The following is a 16,858-nucleotide window of genomic DNA, read 5'->3' as shown; positions in this document are numbered from 1 at the left end:
GTGAAATCCTTTTTATTTTTGTCCGTGCAGCGGGTGCGTGTGTTTCCAGTTCAGCAGCGCTTCGCGCGTGACCTGCCTGCCATAAAACGTTTTGATACGACGGCCTTTCTCATTGCCGCGATGCCACAGAAAGCGCGCAACGTGATGCGGAAAAATCTCCTCGCGTACCAGGCGAAACAGGGCTTCCGCGTGCCCAAAGGGGGCAATAAAATCGCGAAACCACATCCGATCGCCGTTACACCAGTCTTCTTCCGGCAGGACGACCGTCTCCTGGGTGAGATAGCGGCGTTCGGCTTCTTCGCTCATCCATGCCCAGCTCAGGAAAAAGATCGGGCGTCCTTTCTCCTCTATCAGCACGTACTGCTGGCGTTTAATGATGGGCAAGAGCACCACGGGCAGGACGTGCAGCGGCGCGTCACGGTGGTTGAGGGAATGCATCCAGAGCCAGACCGACGCGCCCAGCACTTCGGCTTCACTTAGCGCGACGTCCTCGAGCTGCGGACAATGAACCGTCAATTCGCCATAGCGCATACTCAGAAATCCATGTTGAGGTTGAAGCCGAAGGTTGCCGGGCTGGTTTTAAAACCGTCCGGGTGGGAGAACGGCACGCCCGCGAAGGCGTCGTATCCCACTTTCCAGAGCGCACCGCGCAAGCCCGCCGCGCCACCCGCAAGATGGTTGCCCGCCAGGTATTCCGTACCGTTGCCAGCGACCTCGCCATAGTCGGCAGCCAGATAGAGCTCGGTTCCGGCAAGCGGGGTCTGCCAGGAGAGATCGTTTCGAACCAGCCAGCCCCGATCGGCGTTGAGCGTGCGTTCGCCGTCGAAGCCGCGCACCGTCCAGCGCCCGCCGATGGCGAACTGATCCTGTGAAGTGAGCGGCGTGTTGCTGGTCTGACGCTGCCAGGCTACGCCGTAACGCAAGTGCTGCGTGCTGAGTGCGAACGGCAGGCTCAGGCGTGCGTTGGTGCGAAGAATTCGGCCCAGCGCGGTGGCTTCATCGAACGTTTCTTCGGGGGCTGGCTGGGCGCCAAACCATCGCGTGCCGCGCTGGTAGCTGATGCCAGCATCAACCGTGGCGGGGCCGATATAGTGGCGATGCTGAAGCCCGGCCTTCCATGAAGAGACGTGGCGGCGCTGAACTTCCACTTCCGTGTCGTTGATGTAGTTTTTCGTTGTCCGGCTCTCCACGTCCCAGGTGAACGTGGTTTTTTGGGCGCTGCTGCGGTGCAGAACCCGGCTGGCCTGCGCCACCAGACTCTGGCTTTTGCCGCTGTACCGAATGTCGCCGTTTAGCCCCGCCACGGTCTGGTGATAGTGGTAATCGCTGCCGGTAACGGAAAATGCCCACCAGCCCACGGGAACAGACCAGTGGGCGCTGAGGTTTTGGTTGCCTTTTTCCGGCCCGGTTTGCAGGTCATGGTTCATGGAAAACCAGAAGAGATCGCTCAGCGCCAGCGGGTTATCCAGCGACAGCGTTAGCCCACCCTGATAGCGGCCCGTTGACGACGAGCCAGAATCATCAAGCGACAGGCCAAGCCGCCAGAATTTGCTCTGCTGGCGGGTTATCACGATATCGCTCTCACCCGGCTGTTCAGCCGGAACGATATCCATCTCAACCTGGACGGTGGGCAGGCGCTGGAGGTTCTCCAGACCCTGCTCGATATCCCGCAGGTCGAGCAGATTACCGTCATGTGCCGGGAAGGCGCTGTAAAGCCATAACCCGCGACGGCTATTATCGGTCAATGTGACGTGGCGTATTTTCCCCGGAATAACGGCCAGTGTTAAATGGCCGCTTTTTAAATCCTGAGCGGGAGCCAGCACGCGTGCGGTTGTCCAGCCGTGGGCGATCAGCCGGTTTTGCAGCAGGCTCATCACGTGGTTGATACCCCGTGCGCCGAGGCACTTCCCGACGGCCTGATTCGCGATGCGCTGCAGCGGTACCCAGTGCGGGAGGGCGTTATGCCCCGTCAGCGTCACGTCATGGATGGTGAAGCAGGGCGTTTCGGCGGCAAATTCGCCGCTTTCGTTACGTGTTGCCGGAGATTGCAGCCGAACGTCAGGCGCCTGGGGCGTCAGTTGGGTTTCCAGCGCCTGCTGACGCTGCTGTTGCAGGATAAACGGTTCATCACCCGGTGCGGCGCTGGCACCCGATGAAAGGCTGAGAACAGCACAGATAAAAAAGCCGGTGCGCTTCGTTGCGACCGGTCGAAATTCCCTTTTCAACATTTTCCCTTACAAAATGTAATGTTTCTTGCAAGGGATCGTGACGAAGTCACAGCGACTTTTCTACGCGTAGCGGCTAAATAAAATCTGAAAGTGGGGGAAAGTACGGAAGCGGATTAAAGCGGGTATGACTGGCCGGGCAAGCTTGCGCCGCCCGGCACGGTTGCGGGAGATTACTCCCCTTCACCCGGGAACAGGAACGGGTTGATTGAGCTGCGGGCGAAGCCCTCCTGCTCCATTTTGGCATCCAGAATCAGCGAGGCGAGATCGTCGGCTACCGCTTCGACTTTCGGGTCTTTTTCCTGATACAGAATCTTCAGGTAGGTCCCACAGTCGCCGCAGCTTTCAGCTTTCACTGCCGCTTCTTCATTTTCCAGCGACCAGTAGTTGAGATCGCGGGTCTGCTCGCAGTTGCTGCACTTCACGCGCACGACGTGCCATTCGGTTTCGCACAGGTTGCAGTGCAGGTAGCGCAGCCCCTGGGTGGTGCCAATCTGTACCATACTGGAGACCGGCATGGAACCGCACACCGGGCAGAACTGGCGCGCTTCACCGTACTCGGCGCGGGCTTTGCCGGGGATCAGGCTTGCCATCTGCGCCCAGTAGAGCGACAGTGCCGCCCAGATAAACGGCGCTTTATCACTGCTGACCAGCGAGAAGTCGGAAGCAAACAGCGCACTCGCCATCTCTTCCAACTCCTGTTCGGACGCTTTTTCCAGGTTCTCAATGACCGCCAGCGCAGTACCGCTCATTTCGGGCTTTAGCTCGGCAATCAGCGAATGCAGCAGCTTGTGCCAGTGCTTGTCGCGCGGCAGGACGTGAATATCCAGCGGCGGCTTGCCCTGCTCATTGGCTTCTTTGATGCGCGCAGTCAGGTCCATTTGCAGTGGGTGGTCGTACAGCACCACTTCCTGCGCGTGGGCGACAAGCGCAGCAAAACGCAGAAAATCGCCCAGCGGGTTGTTCTCTGCCAGCTCGCGCAGACGCTCTGCGCGGCGGTTGTAGAGGTTCTTGAGTCTGGGGAATAACAACGGCGGAATATACTCCGCCGTACGTTTCTCGCTCGACCCCAGCTCATCTTGCGGGATTATGCGAATACTCATTCAGATGACTTTTCCTGTTTCTGGCGGACTTCACGGTACCAGCGCGGGTGATGTTTCTTCGCCCACGTACTGGTTACCCAGCCTTCCACCATCGCGGTAATGGTGCCTTTCACCCAGAGGGCGGCGTAAATATGCACCATGATAACCACAATTAGCGCCACTGCGGCAAATGAATGCAGCATCAGCGCGAATCGGATCACCGGGATTGAGAAAGCAGGCGCAAAATACGGACGCCAGATGATCACGCCGCTGACCAGCAACAGGACCAGGAAGATAATCGCCGCCCAGAATACGCATTTCTGACCGAAGTTATAACGCCCGGTATCACCTACTTCCTCGTTGACGACGATCTTACGAATATTCTTCGCCCAAAAGATATCATCCCGATTGATTAGGTTATGGTGCCAGTAGCGGAAAAACATGATGATGAACGACGCGAACATGATGACGCCAACAAACGGGTGCAGTATACGCGCCAGTTGTGGTGTCCCCATGATCTGCATCAGCCAGTTGAAGGAGGGGAAGAAGAACCCCAGCCCGCTTATCGCCGCCAGCATGAAGCAGAAGGCGGTGACCCAGTGGTTGATGCGTTCCGGCGCGGTGTAGCGCACGATGGTGTCACGTTTTCTCATTTGCGCACCTCGTCTTTCTCTTCATGCAGGTTGTCGTCTTCCTCTTCCGCACGGTTCGGACCGACGCCGACGTAGTGGAAGATGCTCGCTGCGAAGGTGGCAGCAAAACCTACCGCGGCCAGCGGTTTCCAGATGCCTTTCCAGAACTTAACGGTGGCGCTGATTTCCGGGTTCTCCGGCAGGCCGTGATACAGATTCGGCTTGTCGGCATGGTGCAGCACATACATCACATGCGTACCACCAACACCGGCCGGATCGTACAGGCCCGCATTGTCGTAACCACGGGTTTTCAGCTCGCCCACGCGCTCTGCCGCCAGCGTTTTCATATCCTCTTTAGATCCAAAGTGGATAGCGCCGGTTGGGCAGGTCTTCACGCACGCGGGCTCCTGGCCGACAGTGACGCGGTCAACGCACAGCGTGCATTTGTAGACGCGGTTGTCTTCCGGGTTCAGGCGCGGTACGTCGAACGGACAGCCCGCAATGCAGTAGCCGCAGCCGATGCACTGCTCGGACTGGAAGTCGACGATGCCGTTGGCATACTGAATGATAGCCCCTTCTGACGGACATGCCTTCAGGCAGCCCGGATCCGCGCAGTGCATACAGCCATCTTTGCGGATAAGCCATTCCAGTTTGTCGTTCTGCTCCACTTCCGAGAAACGCATCACCGTCCAGGACTTGGCGGTCAGGTCCGCAGGGTTGTCGTACACCCCAACGTTGTGACCCACTTCGTCACGCAGATCGTTCCACTCAGAGCAGGCCACCTGACAGGCTTTACAGCCGATACAGGTGGTCACGTCGATAAGTTTCGCCACTTCCTGCTGGTGGTCCCGCGCCTGAGGCGCGGGCGTGAAACCGTTAGTCGCGGAACGACGGATAATGTCTTGAGATTGATAAGCCATAAGTCGTCTCCGTTACACCTTTTCCACGTTCACGAGGAAGGCCTTAAATTCCGGCGTCTGCGTGTTCGCATCACCGACGAACGGCGTCAGGGTGTTCGCAATGAACCCTTTTTTCGCCACGCCCTCATAGCCCCAGTGAATTGGGATACCGATGGTATCCACCTGCTGACCATGAACGTTCAGCGTGCGAATACGCTTGGTCACCACCGCCTTGGCTTTAATGTAGCCGCGGTTAGAGGAGACCTTCACGGTATCGCCATGAGCGATGCCGAGCTTGTTCGCCAGCTTCTCGCCGATCTCCACAAACTGCTCCGGCTGCGCGATGGCGTTAAGCAGCGCGTGCTTGGTCCAGTAGTGGAAGTGCTCGGTCAGACGATAGGTGGTGCCCACGTACGGGAACTTGTCTTTTTTACCCAGCGCTTCAAAGTCGCCCTTGAAGATACGCGCTGCCGGGTTAGAGACCACGTTCGGGTGCAGCGGGTTAGTGCCCAGCGGCGTCTCAAACGGCTCGTAGTGTTCCGGGAACGGCCCTTCTGCCATCTTATCAATGGCAAACAGACGTCCCATCCCTTCAGGCTGCATGATAAACGGTCCGACATCGCTGCCTGGTGCGGCAGTGCTGTAGTCCGGAATATCCACGCCGCCCCATTTCGCGCCGTCCCACTTCAGAAGCTGACGCTTCGGATCCCACGGGTTGCCCTGCGGGTCAGCGGAGGCACGGTTATAGAGGATGCGACGGTTAAGCGGCCACGCCCACGCCCAGCCCAGCGTATTGCCAAGGCCCGACGGGTCGGCGTTGTCGCGGTTGGCCATCTGGTTGCCTTTCGGCGTCCAGCTACCAGCGAAGATCCAACAGCCGCTTGACGTTGTACCGTCATCGCGCAGATGGGCGAAGGTACTGAGCTGATCGCCTTTCTTCGCCAGCACGGTGCCGGTGGTCGGGTCGATAACATCCGCCAGCGCCTTACCGTTGCTCTCCATCGCCACTTCTTCCGGCGCAGGATTTTCAGGCGTCGAGTAGTTCCAGGTCATGTTCAACACCGGTTCCGGGTTCGCGCCACCTTCAGCCGCGTACATCTTGCGCAGGCGTAAGAAAATACCGGCCAGGATCTCGCCGTCGTTCATGGCGATGCCCGGGGCGTCCGCACCTTTCCAGTGCCACTGCAGCCAGCGGCCGGAGTTGACAATAGACCCGTTCTCTTCCGCGAAGCAGGTGGATGGCAGACGGAACACTTCGGTCTGAATCTTCGACGGATCGACGTCGTTCGATTCGCCGTGGTTCTGCCAGAAGGTCGAGGTTTCAGTATTGAGCGGGTCAATCGTCACCAGGAACTTCAGTTTCGACAGGGACTCAACAACCTTGTTCTTGTTCGGGAACGAGGCCACCGGGTTAAAGCCCTGGCAGATATAGCCGTTGACCTGACCCTGATGCATCATCTCGAAGTACTGAAGCACGTCGTAGCCTTTGTCCCACTTCGGCAGCCAGTCAAAGCCCCAGCTGTTTTCCGCCGTCGCCTTGTCGCCGTAGAAGGCTTTCATCAGCGAGACGAAGAACTTCGGATAGTTGCCCCAGTAGTTCACCTGGCCTTCGAGCAGCGGTTTTGGCGTGCTGGCCGTCAGGTAGGTTTGCAGGTCGGTTTGTTTCTCGCTTGGCAGGTTCATATAACCTGTCAGGCTTTGAGACAGCAGGCCAAGGTCGGTCAGACCCTGAATGTTGGAGTGACCGCGCAGGGCGTTCACGCCGCCGCCTGCCATGCCCATGTTGCCGAGCAGGAGCTGAACCATCGCCATGGTACGGATGTTCTGCGCACCGATGGAGTGTTGCGTCCAGCCGAGGGCGTAGAGGAACGACGCGGTTTTATCTTTCGCGCTGGTTTCGGCGATCAGCTCGCACACCTTCAGGAAGTCCGCCTTCGGCGTACCACAGATGTTTTCGACCACCTCCGGCGTATAGCGGGAGACGTGCTCTTTCAGCAGGTTCCACACGCAGCGCGGGTGTTGCAGGGTGGTATCGCGTTTCGCAAAGCCTTTCTCATCCAGCTCGTAGTTCCAGCTGGTTTTGTCGTACTTGCGTTTTTCGGCGTCGTAACCGCTGAACAGGCCATCTTCGAAGTGGTAATCCTCACGCACGATCAGGCTGGCGTTGGTATAGGCTTCGGTGTATTCGCGGTTGTATTTTTCGTTGGTCATCAGGTACAGCAATACGCCTGACAGGAAAGTGATGTCAGTACCTGAACGAATAGGGGTGTAGAAATCCGCCACTGACGCTGTACGCGTGAAGCGGGGATCGATCACAATCAGTTTCGCACCGTTGTGGATTTTGGCTTCCATCGCCCAGCGGAACCCGACAGGGTGCGCTTCAGCGGCGTTACCGCCCATCACCACAATAAGGTTGGCGTTCTTGATGTCGACCCAGTGGTTGGTCATCGCACCGCGACCAAATGTTGGAGCAAGACTTGCTACCGTTGGTCCGTGTCAGACACGCGCCTGGTTGTCGACCGCGAGCATACCGAGTGCGCGCGTAAATTTCTGGGTTAAATAGCCGGTTTCATTACTGGACGCTGAAGCACACAGCATCCCGGTGGAGAGCCAGCGGTTGACCGTCACGCCGTCGGCGTTCTTCTCAATGAAGTTCGCATCACGGTCTTCTTTAATATGTTTAGCGATGCGGTCAAACGCCTCTTCCCAACTGATTTGCTGCCATTTGTCGGAGCCAGGCGCACGATATTCAGGGAACTTCAGGCGGCTTTCAGAGTGGATAAAGTCCACCAGACCGGCCCCTTTCGGACACAGCGCGCCGCGGTTGACCGGGTGATCCGGGTCACCTTCGATATGGAAAATAGACGCTTTGGCGTTTTTAGCACCGTCGCCGAGGCTATACATTAACAGCCCGCAACCGACAGAGCAGTACGTACAGGTATTACGGGTTTCACGGGTGCGCAGCAGTTTATACTGCCGCGTTTCCGCCAGCGCGACGCCGGGCGCAAAGCCCAGTGCTGCTGCCGTTGTGCCTGCCATACCGCCAGCGCAGATCTTAAAGAACTGCCTTCTGCTGACCTGCATGGGTCACTCCTTGTTTCGACATTGCTTACATATGTAGTTTTGACTTCGCGGTTGAAGAATGACCGCAAAGGAAAAAATTTGCGTTAATCCCTCATTTCTCCGAGGGATATCATCAGAATACCACAATGTCGGTACACCTGTTCTAATGGCGTTAATACAAAGTGAACGTATTATCACCATGTTGATTATAAAGTGTGATACAGATCACGCTATTGCTTCTGCATGTTAAAGTGGTGTAGCGCTGGCCGGGTTGCACCCCTTCTAAATGAGTAGGAGAATGATTGTCGAAAAGTTGATCCATACTATGCGTAAGGCCTGTTGTTTATGCTGCAATAGCAGGCTCACCTCCGTGGTTGTTCAGGAATACCGCTGTGTCTAAACAAAACCGTGCTACCCACTCGTCGCCACTGCCTGCAGGCATTGTGGAACTGTCGGTACGCAGACCGCCCCACATTACCCACGCCACGCCCGATTTGCTGGCGGAAGAAGTGCCTGTTGCGCTTGTTTACAACGGTATTTCGCATGTGGTGATGATGGCTTCGCCGAAAGATCTCGACCTGTTCGCCATTGGCTTTTCTCTCTCGGAAGGCATTATTGCGCATCCGCAGGAGATCTACGGGATGGACGTGGTGAAGGCGTGTAACGGTCTTGAAGTGCAAATCGAACTCTCCAGCCGTCGCTTTATGGGGTTGAAAGAGCGCCGCCGCGCGCTGGCCGGACGCACCGGCTGCGGCGTGTGTGGCGTTGAGCAGCTCAATGATATCGGCAAGCCCGTTGCGCCATTGCCGTTTACCCAGACCTTCAATCCGGCACACCTTGATCATGCGCTTGAGCATCTCAACGACGTACAGCCCATCGGCCAGTTAAGCGGTTGTACGCATGCGGCGGCGTGGGTGTTGCCGTCGGGCGATATTGCCGGAGGGCATGAAGACGTGGGTCGCCATGTCGCGCTGGATAAGCTGCTGGGACGCCGGGCGCGAGAAAGCGAGGTCTGGCAACAGGGCGCGGCGCTCGTTTCCAGCCGTGCAAGTTATGAGATGGTGCAAAAGTCCGCAATGTGCGGTGTGGAAATCCTGTTTGCGGTATCGGCGGCCACAACGCTGGCGGTGGAAGTGGCGGAGCGCTGCAACCTGACGCTGGTCGGGTTCTGCAAGCCGGGAAGGGCAACAATCTATACCCATCCGCAGCGATTAATAGTTGATCAATAATTTTGAATGTTTCAGGCAAAACCTTCCGCTTTTAGTTGTTCGGGATGAGGTCTAGTATTTATCTCATCAAGGCACGGTGCCTTACCAAAACAACTTAACGAAAGGGTTTATATCATGAAAAGCATCAAAACTTTTGTCGCTGTAATCGCTCTGGCTGCTTCTTTCGGTTCTTTCGCTGCACAGACTGTGACCGCAACCGCCTCTACCATTGACGGTGCAGAAGCTAAAATCGCGGCACAGGCTCAGGAAGCGGGTGCATCATCCTACAAAATTACCCAGGCATTCACGGGTAACCGCGTACACATGACTGCTGAACTGAATAAATAAGCCAGTCACACCGTCGAAAGAGCGCCCCCGGGGCGCTTTTTTAGTTTATGCCCGCCACGCGCAGTAGCGCCGTCACTACTGCCGCCGCGATGATCACCACAATCAATGGCATTTTTCGCCACGCCAGAAATACCGCAAACGCCACGCCCAGCACGCGCGCCATCCCGGCGAAATGTTCCCCTTCATAAAATGTGGTCGCCAGTGCCACAGAAAACAGCAACACCGTTGCCGCATCTGACAGCAGCGCCTGAGATCGTTCAGAGAGTGCCAGCCGGTTGCCGAGTTTTGCTCCGCCGAGACGCATCAAATAGGTTCCCGCAGACAAAATGGCGATGCCGAGAATAAAAATCGTCATATTTCCCATTATTTTTTCCTCGCAGCGAGACCGAGTAAAGAGAGCATCACCGGTAATCCCACCGGGGCAAACGGTACGGCAGCCAGGGATAGCACGGCACCGCTACAGGCGCGGATTAGCGTGGTACGGTTTTTAAACGCGGGAACCACTAACGCCAGCAGAATGGCCGGAAATACCGCATCCAGCCCGATGGTTTCCGGAGCCGGGAGCAGCTTACCGACCATGGCGCCCAACAAGGCGCCCACCGGCCAGATAATTGCCACGCCTAAACCACATAACCAGTACGCCGCCTTACGCTGCTCGGGCGTTTTTTGCGACAGGCCAAACACCACGCTTTCGTCATTCATAATGTGGCAGCCCAACAGGCTCAGGCCGCGCTTGCCTACCAGTTCACGCACCGTCACGCCAAACGGTACATGGCGTGCGTTGACCAGCAAACCGGCTGCCGCCGCCGCCAGAGGGTTACCGCCGCTGGCCACAATGCCGATAAACATAAATTCCGATGCGCCCGCGAGGACGGTGAGCGAGAGAACAAACGGCACCCAAAGCGGGAAACCGTAGGCCATCGCCAGTGAGCCGTAAGACATCCCGACCACGCCGACCGCGAGGCAAACCAGGATGATTGCTTTTATCGTGTCGCCTTTCAGGCAGGAGAGATGATGCTTCATACAATTTTAGCCATATCGAACGTGTATCCATTATAATGAACGCAACAGAACTGTTTTTCAAGACGAACGATTCGTTCGATTTATAGAACAAAAAGGGCCGTTATATGACGCAGCCAATTAGCGTAATCGCCAAAAGCCTGGTGCGAGAACGCCTGCGAACCGGGCTTTCACTGGCGGAAATTGCCCGCCGTGCCGGGATCGCTAAATCCACGCTTTCCCAGCTGGAATCCGGCAACGGCAACCCCAGCCTGGAGACGCTGTGGTCACTCTGCGTGGCGTTGGATATTCCCTTCGCCCGTTTGCTGGAGCCGCAGTTGCCGAGCACGCAGGTGATCCGCCGTGGTGAAGGAACGAAAGTGGTTGCCGGACAGGCAAACTATGAAGCCATACTGCTGGCGGCGTGCCCGCCAGGCGCGCGACGGGATGTCTATCTCCTGATGACCCAGCCGGGGGCAGACCGCATTTCTCAGCCGCACTCGCCTGGCTCGGTAGAACATATTATCGTCATGCAGGGAAGGGCCCTGGTCGGCCTGCTGGATGCGGCAGAAGAGCTCGCCGCCGGGGATTACATCTGTTACCCCGCCGACCAGCCGCACATTTTTAAGGCGCTGGAGCCAGACACGCATGCGTTGCTGGTGGCGGAACAAAATTAACGTAGATACGGAAAATCATGTCGCTTAAAGCCATTGCCAAAGAGCTGGGACTCTCCATTACGACCGTCAGCCGCGCCCTCAACGGCTATGACGACGTCTCTGCTGAGACGCGCGCCCGCGTGGAAGCCGAGGCTCAGCGCCGTGGTTACCGACCTAACACCTTCGCCCGCCGCCTGAAGATGGGCAAAATTGACGCGGTCGGGCTGGTGTTTCCCGTCCATCCTGTTCCGCTCAATAACAGTGTATTTATGGACATGGTCGGCGAAATTAGCCACGAACTGGCGCGACATGAGATCGACTTACTGCTCATTGCCGATGACGATCTGGCGGATAAGCACAGCTATATGCGCATGGTACAGAGCCGGCGCGTCGACGCGCTGATTGTGGCGCATACGCTGGATCGCGATCCGCGGCTTGAGCAGCTGCAGGCCGCCGGGTTTCCTTTCCTGGCGCTTGGGCGCAGCCAGCTGCCGCTGCCTTACGCGTGGTTTGATTTCGATAACTATGCCGGTACGTACAATGCTACCCGCTGGCTGATTGAGAAAGGCCATCAGCGTATTGCGCTGCTCGGCGAAAGCAATAATCAGGCATTTATCACCCAGCGCCGTCAGGGCTATCTGGACGCTCTGCGGGAAGCCGGGCTTTCCAGCGAATGGCTGCGCGCCATGCCGCCGTCGCGCCGCGTGGGATATGCCACCACGAAAGAACTGCTTGCCCTGCCGCAACCGCCCACGGCGATCATTACTGACTGCAACACCCACGGCGACGGGGCGGCGATGGCGCTCGAACAGCTGGGGCGTTTATCCGGCGACAACGCCGTGTCGCTGGTGGTCTACGACGGACTGCCGCAGGACAGTATCGTCGATACCGACGTGGCGTCGGTGATCCAGTCCACCCGTCAGGGTGTCGGAAAACAGATTGCCGACATGGTCCGCCGGCTAATTAACGGCGACGATATTGCGCAGCTTCAGGTGCTCTGGCAACCGGAATTCTCCCCCGGCCAGACGGCCTGAATATCTCCATTTTCTAAACCTGATCACAAATCCGAAACGTTTTGGTTTATATCCGAAACGTTTCGGATCAAAACTCAAGGCATCCCATGACAGGAGATGTCTGATGCAAGATTCTATTTTACGACTTGAAAGCGCGACGGTAGATGTGGTGATAAAAACGCGCCCGTTCGCCGAAATTATTTACTGGGGGCCGCATCTTCAGTACTTTTCGCCGCAAAATGCTGAAACCCTTTCCCGGCCCGTTGCTAACGGTAGGCTGGATGTCGATTCTCCGGTTACGCTGATGGCTGAACTCGGGCATGGCCTGTTTGGCTCGCCGGGTATTGAGGGGCACCGACAGGGGCTGGACGGTTCCCCGGTATTCAGAACTACGCGGGTACAGCAGGAATTAAACACCCTGACGATTACCGCTGAAGATGACTATGCGGGCCTGCGTCTGACCAGCGAGCTGGTGCTGGACGACAGCGGCGTGCTGGTGGTTCGTCACGGTTTAACGAACCTGAAAGCACGTCCCTGGCAGGTTGACCGCTTTGCCGTCACGCTGCCGGTGGCCGAGCGCGCCCGGGAGGTGATGGCCTTCCACGGACGCTGGATCAGAGAGTTCCAGCCGCACCGCGTAAACCTTGAGCACGACAGCGTTGTGATTGAAAACCGCCGGGGTAAAACCTCCCACGAACACTTTCCTGCACTGATAGCCGGTACGCCGTCGTTCAGCGAAATGCAGGGTGACGTCTGGGGCGTGCATCTGGGCTGGAGCGGGAACCATCGCCTGCGCGCGGAAGCGAAAACCGACGGTCGCCGTTATATTCAGGCCGAAGCGCTCTACCTGTCGGGAGAAATGGCGATTGAAGAGGGCGATACGCTCTGGACACCGCGCCTGTATGCCAGCTACTCCCCGCGGGGCCTGAACGGCATGAGCCAGTCTTTCCATCGCTACCTGCGCGACAACGTCATCCGCTTCCCGGAAAATAAACCGCGTCCGGTACACCTCAATACCTGGGAGGGGATCTACTTCAACCACGATCCGGATTACATCATGCGCATGGCCGACGAGGCCGCCACGCTGGGCGTGGAGCGCTTTATTATTGACGACGGCTGGTTCAAAGGCCGCAATGACGACCACGCCGCGCTGGGCGACTGGTATCTGGATGAGAAAAAATATCCGAATGGCCTGACGCCGGTGATTGACCACGTCAAACGGCTCGGCATGGAGTTTGGCATCTGGGTTGAGCCGGAGATGATCAACCCGGACTCCGATCTGTATCGCGCGCATCCTGACTGGGTGCTGGCGCTGCCGGGCTATGCCCAGGCGACCGGGCGTCATCAGCTGGTGCTCAACCTCAACATTCCGCAGGCCTTTGATTATCTTGTGGAACGCATGAGCTGGCTGCTGGGCGAGCATGCGATCGACTACGTGAAATGGGACATGAACCGCGAGCTGGTGCAGCCGGGACACAACGGTAAAGCTGCCGCCGACGCCCAGACCCGTCAGTTTTACCGGCTGCTGGACGTGCTGGGCGAGCGCTTCCCGCATATTGAATTCGAATCCTGCTCTTCCGGCGGCGGGCGCATTGATTACGAAGTGCTGAGCCGGAGCCATCGCTTCTGGGCGTCCGACAACAACGACGCACTGGAGCGCAGCACCATCCAGCGTGGCATGAGCTATTTTTTCCCGCCGGAGGTGATGGGGGCGCATATCGGTCATCATAAATGCCACGCCACCTTCCGCCAGCACAGCATTGAATTTCGCGGCCTGACGGCGCTGTTTGGCCATATGGGGCTGGAGCTGGATCCGCTCACCGTGGACGCGCAGGAGCGCGAGGGGTATCGACATTACGCCGCGCTGCACAAGCAGTGGCGAGAGGTGATCCACCACGGCACCCAATGGCGGATTGATATGCCGGACGCCACCACGCTGGCGCAGGGGATTGTGAGCGAAGACAAGGCGCAGGGGCTATTTATGGTCAGCCAGCTCGCGATGCCGGATTACAGCCTGATGATGCCGCTGCGCATGCCGGGGCTGGAGGCCAGCGCGCAGTACCGCGTCGCGCTGCTCGATCACCCGAATATTCAAATTACGGGCGAAGGCGGGCACACCATGCGCAAGCTGCCGGCGTGGATGGAAACACCGCAAACGGTGAGCGGTGAGTGGCTGATGCAGGCGGGCATTGCGCTGCCGATTCTCGATCCGGAAACCGCCATTCTGATTGGCGTGGAACGCGTGTAAAGGTGATGGGCCGGGAAACTGGCCCTCCGTTGAGGATAAAAATAATGAATACAACAACCTGTACCCACAAAGACAACCCAAATTTCTGGATCTTCGGGCTGTTCTTCTTTCTCTACTTCTTCATCATGGCCACCTGTTTTCCGTTCCTGCCGATCTGGCTGTCGGATATCATCGGCCTGAATAAAACCCATACCGGGATTGTTTTCTCCTGCATCTCGCTGTCGGCCATTGCGTTCCAGCCGGTGCTGGGGGTGATTTCGGACAAGCTGGGGCTGAAAAAACACCTGCTGTGGATAATCTCGGTGCTGTTATTCCTGTTCGCACCGTTCTTCCTGTACGTCTTCGCGCCCCTGCTGAAAACCAGTATCTGGCTGGGGGCGTTGAGCGGCGGGTTATATATCGGTTTTGTCTTCTCGGCGGGATCGGGCGCAATCGAGGCCTACATCGAACGCGTGAGCCGCAACAGCTTCTTCGAATACGGCAAGGCGCGCATGTTCGGCTGTCTCGGCTGGGGGCTATGCGCGTCTACGGGCGGCATCCTGTTCGGCATCGATCCGTCGTATGTATTCTGGATGGGGTCAGGGGCCGCATTGCTGTTGATGATGCTGCTGGTGGTCGCGAAGCCGAAGCCCAACCAGACGGCGCAGGTGATGAACGCCCTGGGAGCCAACCAGCCGCAGATCACTGCCAGAACCGTCTTTAAGCTGTTCCGCCAGCGCAGAATGTGGATGTTCATTCTGTACGTGATTGGCGTTGCCTGCGTGTATGACGTTTTCGATCAGCAGTTTGCCACCTTCTTTAAAACCTTCTTCGCCACGCCGCAGGAAGGCACTCGCGCCTTTGGCTTTGCCACCACTGCGGGGGAAATCTGTAACGCCATCATCATGTTCTGCTCGCCGTGGATCATTAACCGTATCGGCGCGAAAAATACGCTGCTGATCGCCGGGGTGATAATGGCGACGCGTATTATCGGCTCGTCGTTCGCTACCACCGCCGTGGAGGTGATTGCCCTGAAGATGCTGCACGCGCTGGAAGTCCCGTTCCTGCTGGTGGGCGCCTTTAAGTACATCACCGGGGTGTTTGATACCCGACTGTCGGCGACTATCTATCTGATCGGCTTCCAGTTTGCCAAACAGTCGGCGGCGATTTTCCTTTCTGCCTTTGCCGGAAATATGTATGACCGGATCGGTTTCCAGGAGACGTATTTGATGCTGGGCTGTTTCGTACTGGCAATTACGGTGGTGTCGGCGTTTACGTTGAGCAGCAGGCAGGAGATTGCTGCCGCCTCGGGGGCAGCAGCGTTAACACATCAGTCCAGGTAAAACACTTCGGTAAGCTCCGTACTCACCGGGCTGTTATCCGGGTTTGACGGCATAACGTCGACCATATGTTCCCACCAGCGCTGGCAAACGTCGGTATTCGCTACCGCGCGCCAGCGCTCCTCCGATTCAATCTCCACGGTCGCAAACAGCAGGTTGCGTGCTTTGTCGAGATAAATGGCGTAGCGGTGCGCGCCGTGGTCTTTCAGCACCGCTTCAAGCTCGGGCCATATGGGGTTATGGCGACGCGCATACTCCTCGTGCGCGTCCGGGTTTACCTGCATCACAAACGCTTTGCGGATCATCATGCCTCCAGTCGCTTTAGCGGACGGCTATGGGTACAAATCCAGTGCCGACTGCATCGGCGTAACGCCAAAGCGTTTACCGAGTGCAATCAGCTCTTCCCGGGTAATGGTCTGCTTCATACCGCCCATGGAATAGACCTTCACCAGCACTTCAGCTGATTTTTCAGCGGTATCGATCAGGCCGAAAGTTTCATCCAGCGTCGGGCCGCTGCCGAAAACGCCGTGGAACGGCCACAGCACCAGAGAATGCTTTTGCATCTCTTTGGCGGTTGCCTGGCCGATCTCGTCGGTACCGGGCACCATCCACGGCAGAATGCCGACGCCGTCCGGGAAGACCACCAGGCACTCGGTGCTGCCTTCCCACAGCTTGCGGGTGATGAGATCGGCGTTGTTTTCCAGCACGTAGGTCAGGGCAATCAGATTGGTGGCGTGGCAGTGCATGATGACGCGGTCTTTACCGTGGGTCGCCTTGATGCGCTGGCAGTGCGAGAGGAAGTGCGCTGGCAGTTCAGAGGTGGGTACTGCCTCGTCCGTGAGCCCCCAAAGAATGTGGTAGCCCGCGCCGTCGCTGTCCACCCTCACGACGCCGAGACTGGCCTGCGGGTCGAGCTGGACGTTGCGAAAGAACTTGCCGGATCCGGTGACGATAAACGGCGTGTTAGCGAGCAGCGGCATCGGCTGGCTCAGGGCGATATAGCGCGGTTTTTGGTGGAAATCAGCGGCGTACGGCTCGATGTCGGCATCGTCCAGGCGCAGCGTCAGGTTGCCGCCGTTACGCTCATCCCACCCTTTCAACCAGGCGTCAGAGGTGGCTTTAATCATGCCCTGGACGAACCAGGAATGGGTGATGGTCTGCATACT

General features: G+C 57.6%; 16 protein-coding genes. 6 read left to right on the top strand and 10 right to left on the bottom strand.

Annotated elements, in window-relative coordinates; genetic code table 11:
• Positions 1-12: 12 nt before the first annotated feature.
• From ACMGGM_RS13035 to fdnG, 6 genes are all read right to left on the bottom strand, one after another.
• Complete coding sequence (locus ACMGGM_RS13035; protein ID WP_023331620.1) at positions 13-531, bottom strand: toxin-activating lysine-acyltransferase; 519 nt, start codon at positions 529-531, stop codon at positions 13-15.
• A 2-nt stretch (positions 532-533) separates the two neighbouring features.
• A complete protein-coding gene (locus ACMGGM_RS13030; RefSeq protein WP_063944121.1) occupies positions 534-2,228 on the bottom strand; it encodes a ShlB/FhaC/HecB family hemolysin secretion/activation protein in 1,695 nt (564 codons plus the stop codon).
• Between the two features lie 170 nt (positions 2,229-2,398).
• Positions 2,399-3,328, bottom strand: a complete 930-nt coding sequence (gene fdhE, locus ACMGGM_RS13025) for a formate dehydrogenase accessory protein FdhE (protein ID WP_014885738.1) — start codon at positions 3,326-3,328, stop codon at positions 2,399-2,401.
• On the bottom strand, positions 3,325-3,960 hold the full coding sequence (gene fdoI, locus ACMGGM_RS13020) for a formate dehydrogenase cytochrome b556 subunit (RefSeq protein WP_008501832.1): 636 nt from the start codon (positions 3,958-3,960) through the stop codon (positions 3,325-3,327). Before fdoI ends, fdhE begins: the two co-directional genes overlap by 4 nt.
• Positions 3,957-4,859, bottom strand: coding sequence for a formate dehydrogenase subunit beta (gene fdxH / locus ACMGGM_RS13015; RefSeq protein ID WP_008501831.1), 903 nt, complete (start codon positions 4,857-4,859; stop codon positions 3,957-3,959). Before fdxH ends, fdoI begins: the two co-directional genes overlap by 4 nt.
• A 12-nt stretch (positions 4,860-4,871) precedes the next feature.
• A complete protein-coding gene (gene fdnG / locus ACMGGM_RS13010) occupies positions 4,872-7,922 on the bottom strand; it encodes a formate dehydrogenase-N subunit alpha (protein ID WP_086527813.1) in 3,051 nt (1,016 codons plus the stop codon).
• A gap of 371 nt (positions 7,923-8,293) precedes the next feature.
• Here fdnG and fdhD point away from each other — a divergent pair, with 371 nt between their 5' ends.
• A complete protein-coding gene (gene fdhD, locus ACMGGM_RS13005; protein WP_063433887.1) occupies positions 8,294-9,130 on the top strand; it encodes a formate dehydrogenase accessory sulfurtransferase FdhD in 837 nt (278 codons plus the stop codon).
• A 114-nt stretch (positions 9,131-9,244) separates the two neighbouring features.
• Positions 9,245-9,457, top strand: coding sequence for a DUF1471 domain-containing protein (locus ACMGGM_RS13000; RefSeq protein ID WP_014885733.1), 213 nt, complete (start codon positions 9,245-9,247; stop codon positions 9,455-9,457).
• Between the two features lie 40 nt (positions 9,458-9,497).
• Here the strand turns inward: ACMGGM_RS13000 and ACMGGM_RS12995 are convergent, their stop codons facing one another.
• Positions 9,498-9,821 (bottom strand): AzlD domain-containing protein, encoded by a 324-nt coding sequence (locus ACMGGM_RS12995; protein WP_032635181.1) that lies wholly within the window; start codon positions 9,819-9,821, stop codon positions 9,498-9,500.
• A complete protein-coding gene (locus tag ACMGGM_RS12990; protein WP_063433886.1) occupies positions 9,821-10,480 on the bottom strand; it encodes an AzlC family ABC transporter permease in 660 nt (219 codons plus the stop codon). The genes ACMGGM_RS12995 and ACMGGM_RS12990 overlap by 1 nt, the downstream gene beginning before the upstream one ends.
• A gap of 104 nt (positions 10,481-10,584) precedes the next feature.
• On the opposite strand from ACMGGM_RS12990, the gene ACMGGM_RS12985 reads away from it, so the two are divergent.
• The 4 genes from ACMGGM_RS12985 to ACMGGM_RS12970 all read left to right on the top strand — a co-directional run bounded on the left by ACMGGM_RS12985 (position 10,585) and on the right by ACMGGM_RS12970 (position 15,695).
• Complete coding sequence (locus ACMGGM_RS12985; RefSeq protein ID WP_014885730.1) at positions 10,585-11,133, top strand: helix-turn-helix domain-containing protein; 549 nt, start codon at positions 10,585-10,587, stop codon at positions 11,131-11,133.
• A gap of 17 nt (positions 11,134-11,150) precedes the next feature.
• Complete coding sequence (locus ACMGGM_RS12980; RefSeq protein ID WP_063433885.1) at positions 11,151-12,146, top strand: LacI family DNA-binding transcriptional regulator; 996 nt, start codon at positions 11,151-11,153, stop codon at positions 12,144-12,146.
• A gap of 103 nt (positions 12,147-12,249) precedes the next feature.
• Positions 12,250-14,373: an alpha-galactosidase gene (locus tag ACMGGM_RS12975; RefSeq protein WP_063433884.1), complete on the top strand. Its 2,124-nt coding sequence runs from the start codon at positions 12,250-12,252 to the stop codon at positions 14,371-14,373.
• Positions 14,374-14,417: 44 nt separating this feature from the next.
• Entirely contained in the window at positions 14,418-15,695 is a 1,278-nt protein-coding gene (locus ACMGGM_RS12970; RefSeq protein ID WP_048996402.1) for an MFS transporter, read from the top strand.
• Here ACMGGM_RS12970 and rhaM read toward each other — a convergent pair.
• Both rhaM and rhaD read right to left on the bottom strand, forming a co-directional pair.
• Entirely contained in the window at positions 15,683-15,997 is a 315-nt protein-coding gene (gene rhaM, locus ACMGGM_RS12965) for an L-rhamnose mutarotase (RefSeq protein WP_014885726.1), read from the bottom strand. The genes ACMGGM_RS12970 and rhaM overlap by 13 nt on opposite strands.
• Positions 15,998-16,024: 27 nt before the next feature.
• Entirely contained in the window at positions 16,025-16,855 is an 831-nt protein-coding gene (rhaD, locus tag ACMGGM_RS12960) for a rhamnulose-1-phosphate aldolase (RefSeq protein WP_045281584.1), read from the bottom strand.
• Positions 16,856-16,858 lie beyond the last annotated feature (3 nt).

The organism is Enterobacter sp. BNK-14 (assembly GCF_047456095.1).
Lineage (GTDB): Bacteria > Pseudomonadota > Gammaproteobacteria > Enterobacterales > Enterobacteriaceae > Enterobacter > Enterobacter kobei.
Note: the sequence above shows the minus strand (reverse complement) of the source record. Positions and strands in the feature narration are given on the sequence as shown.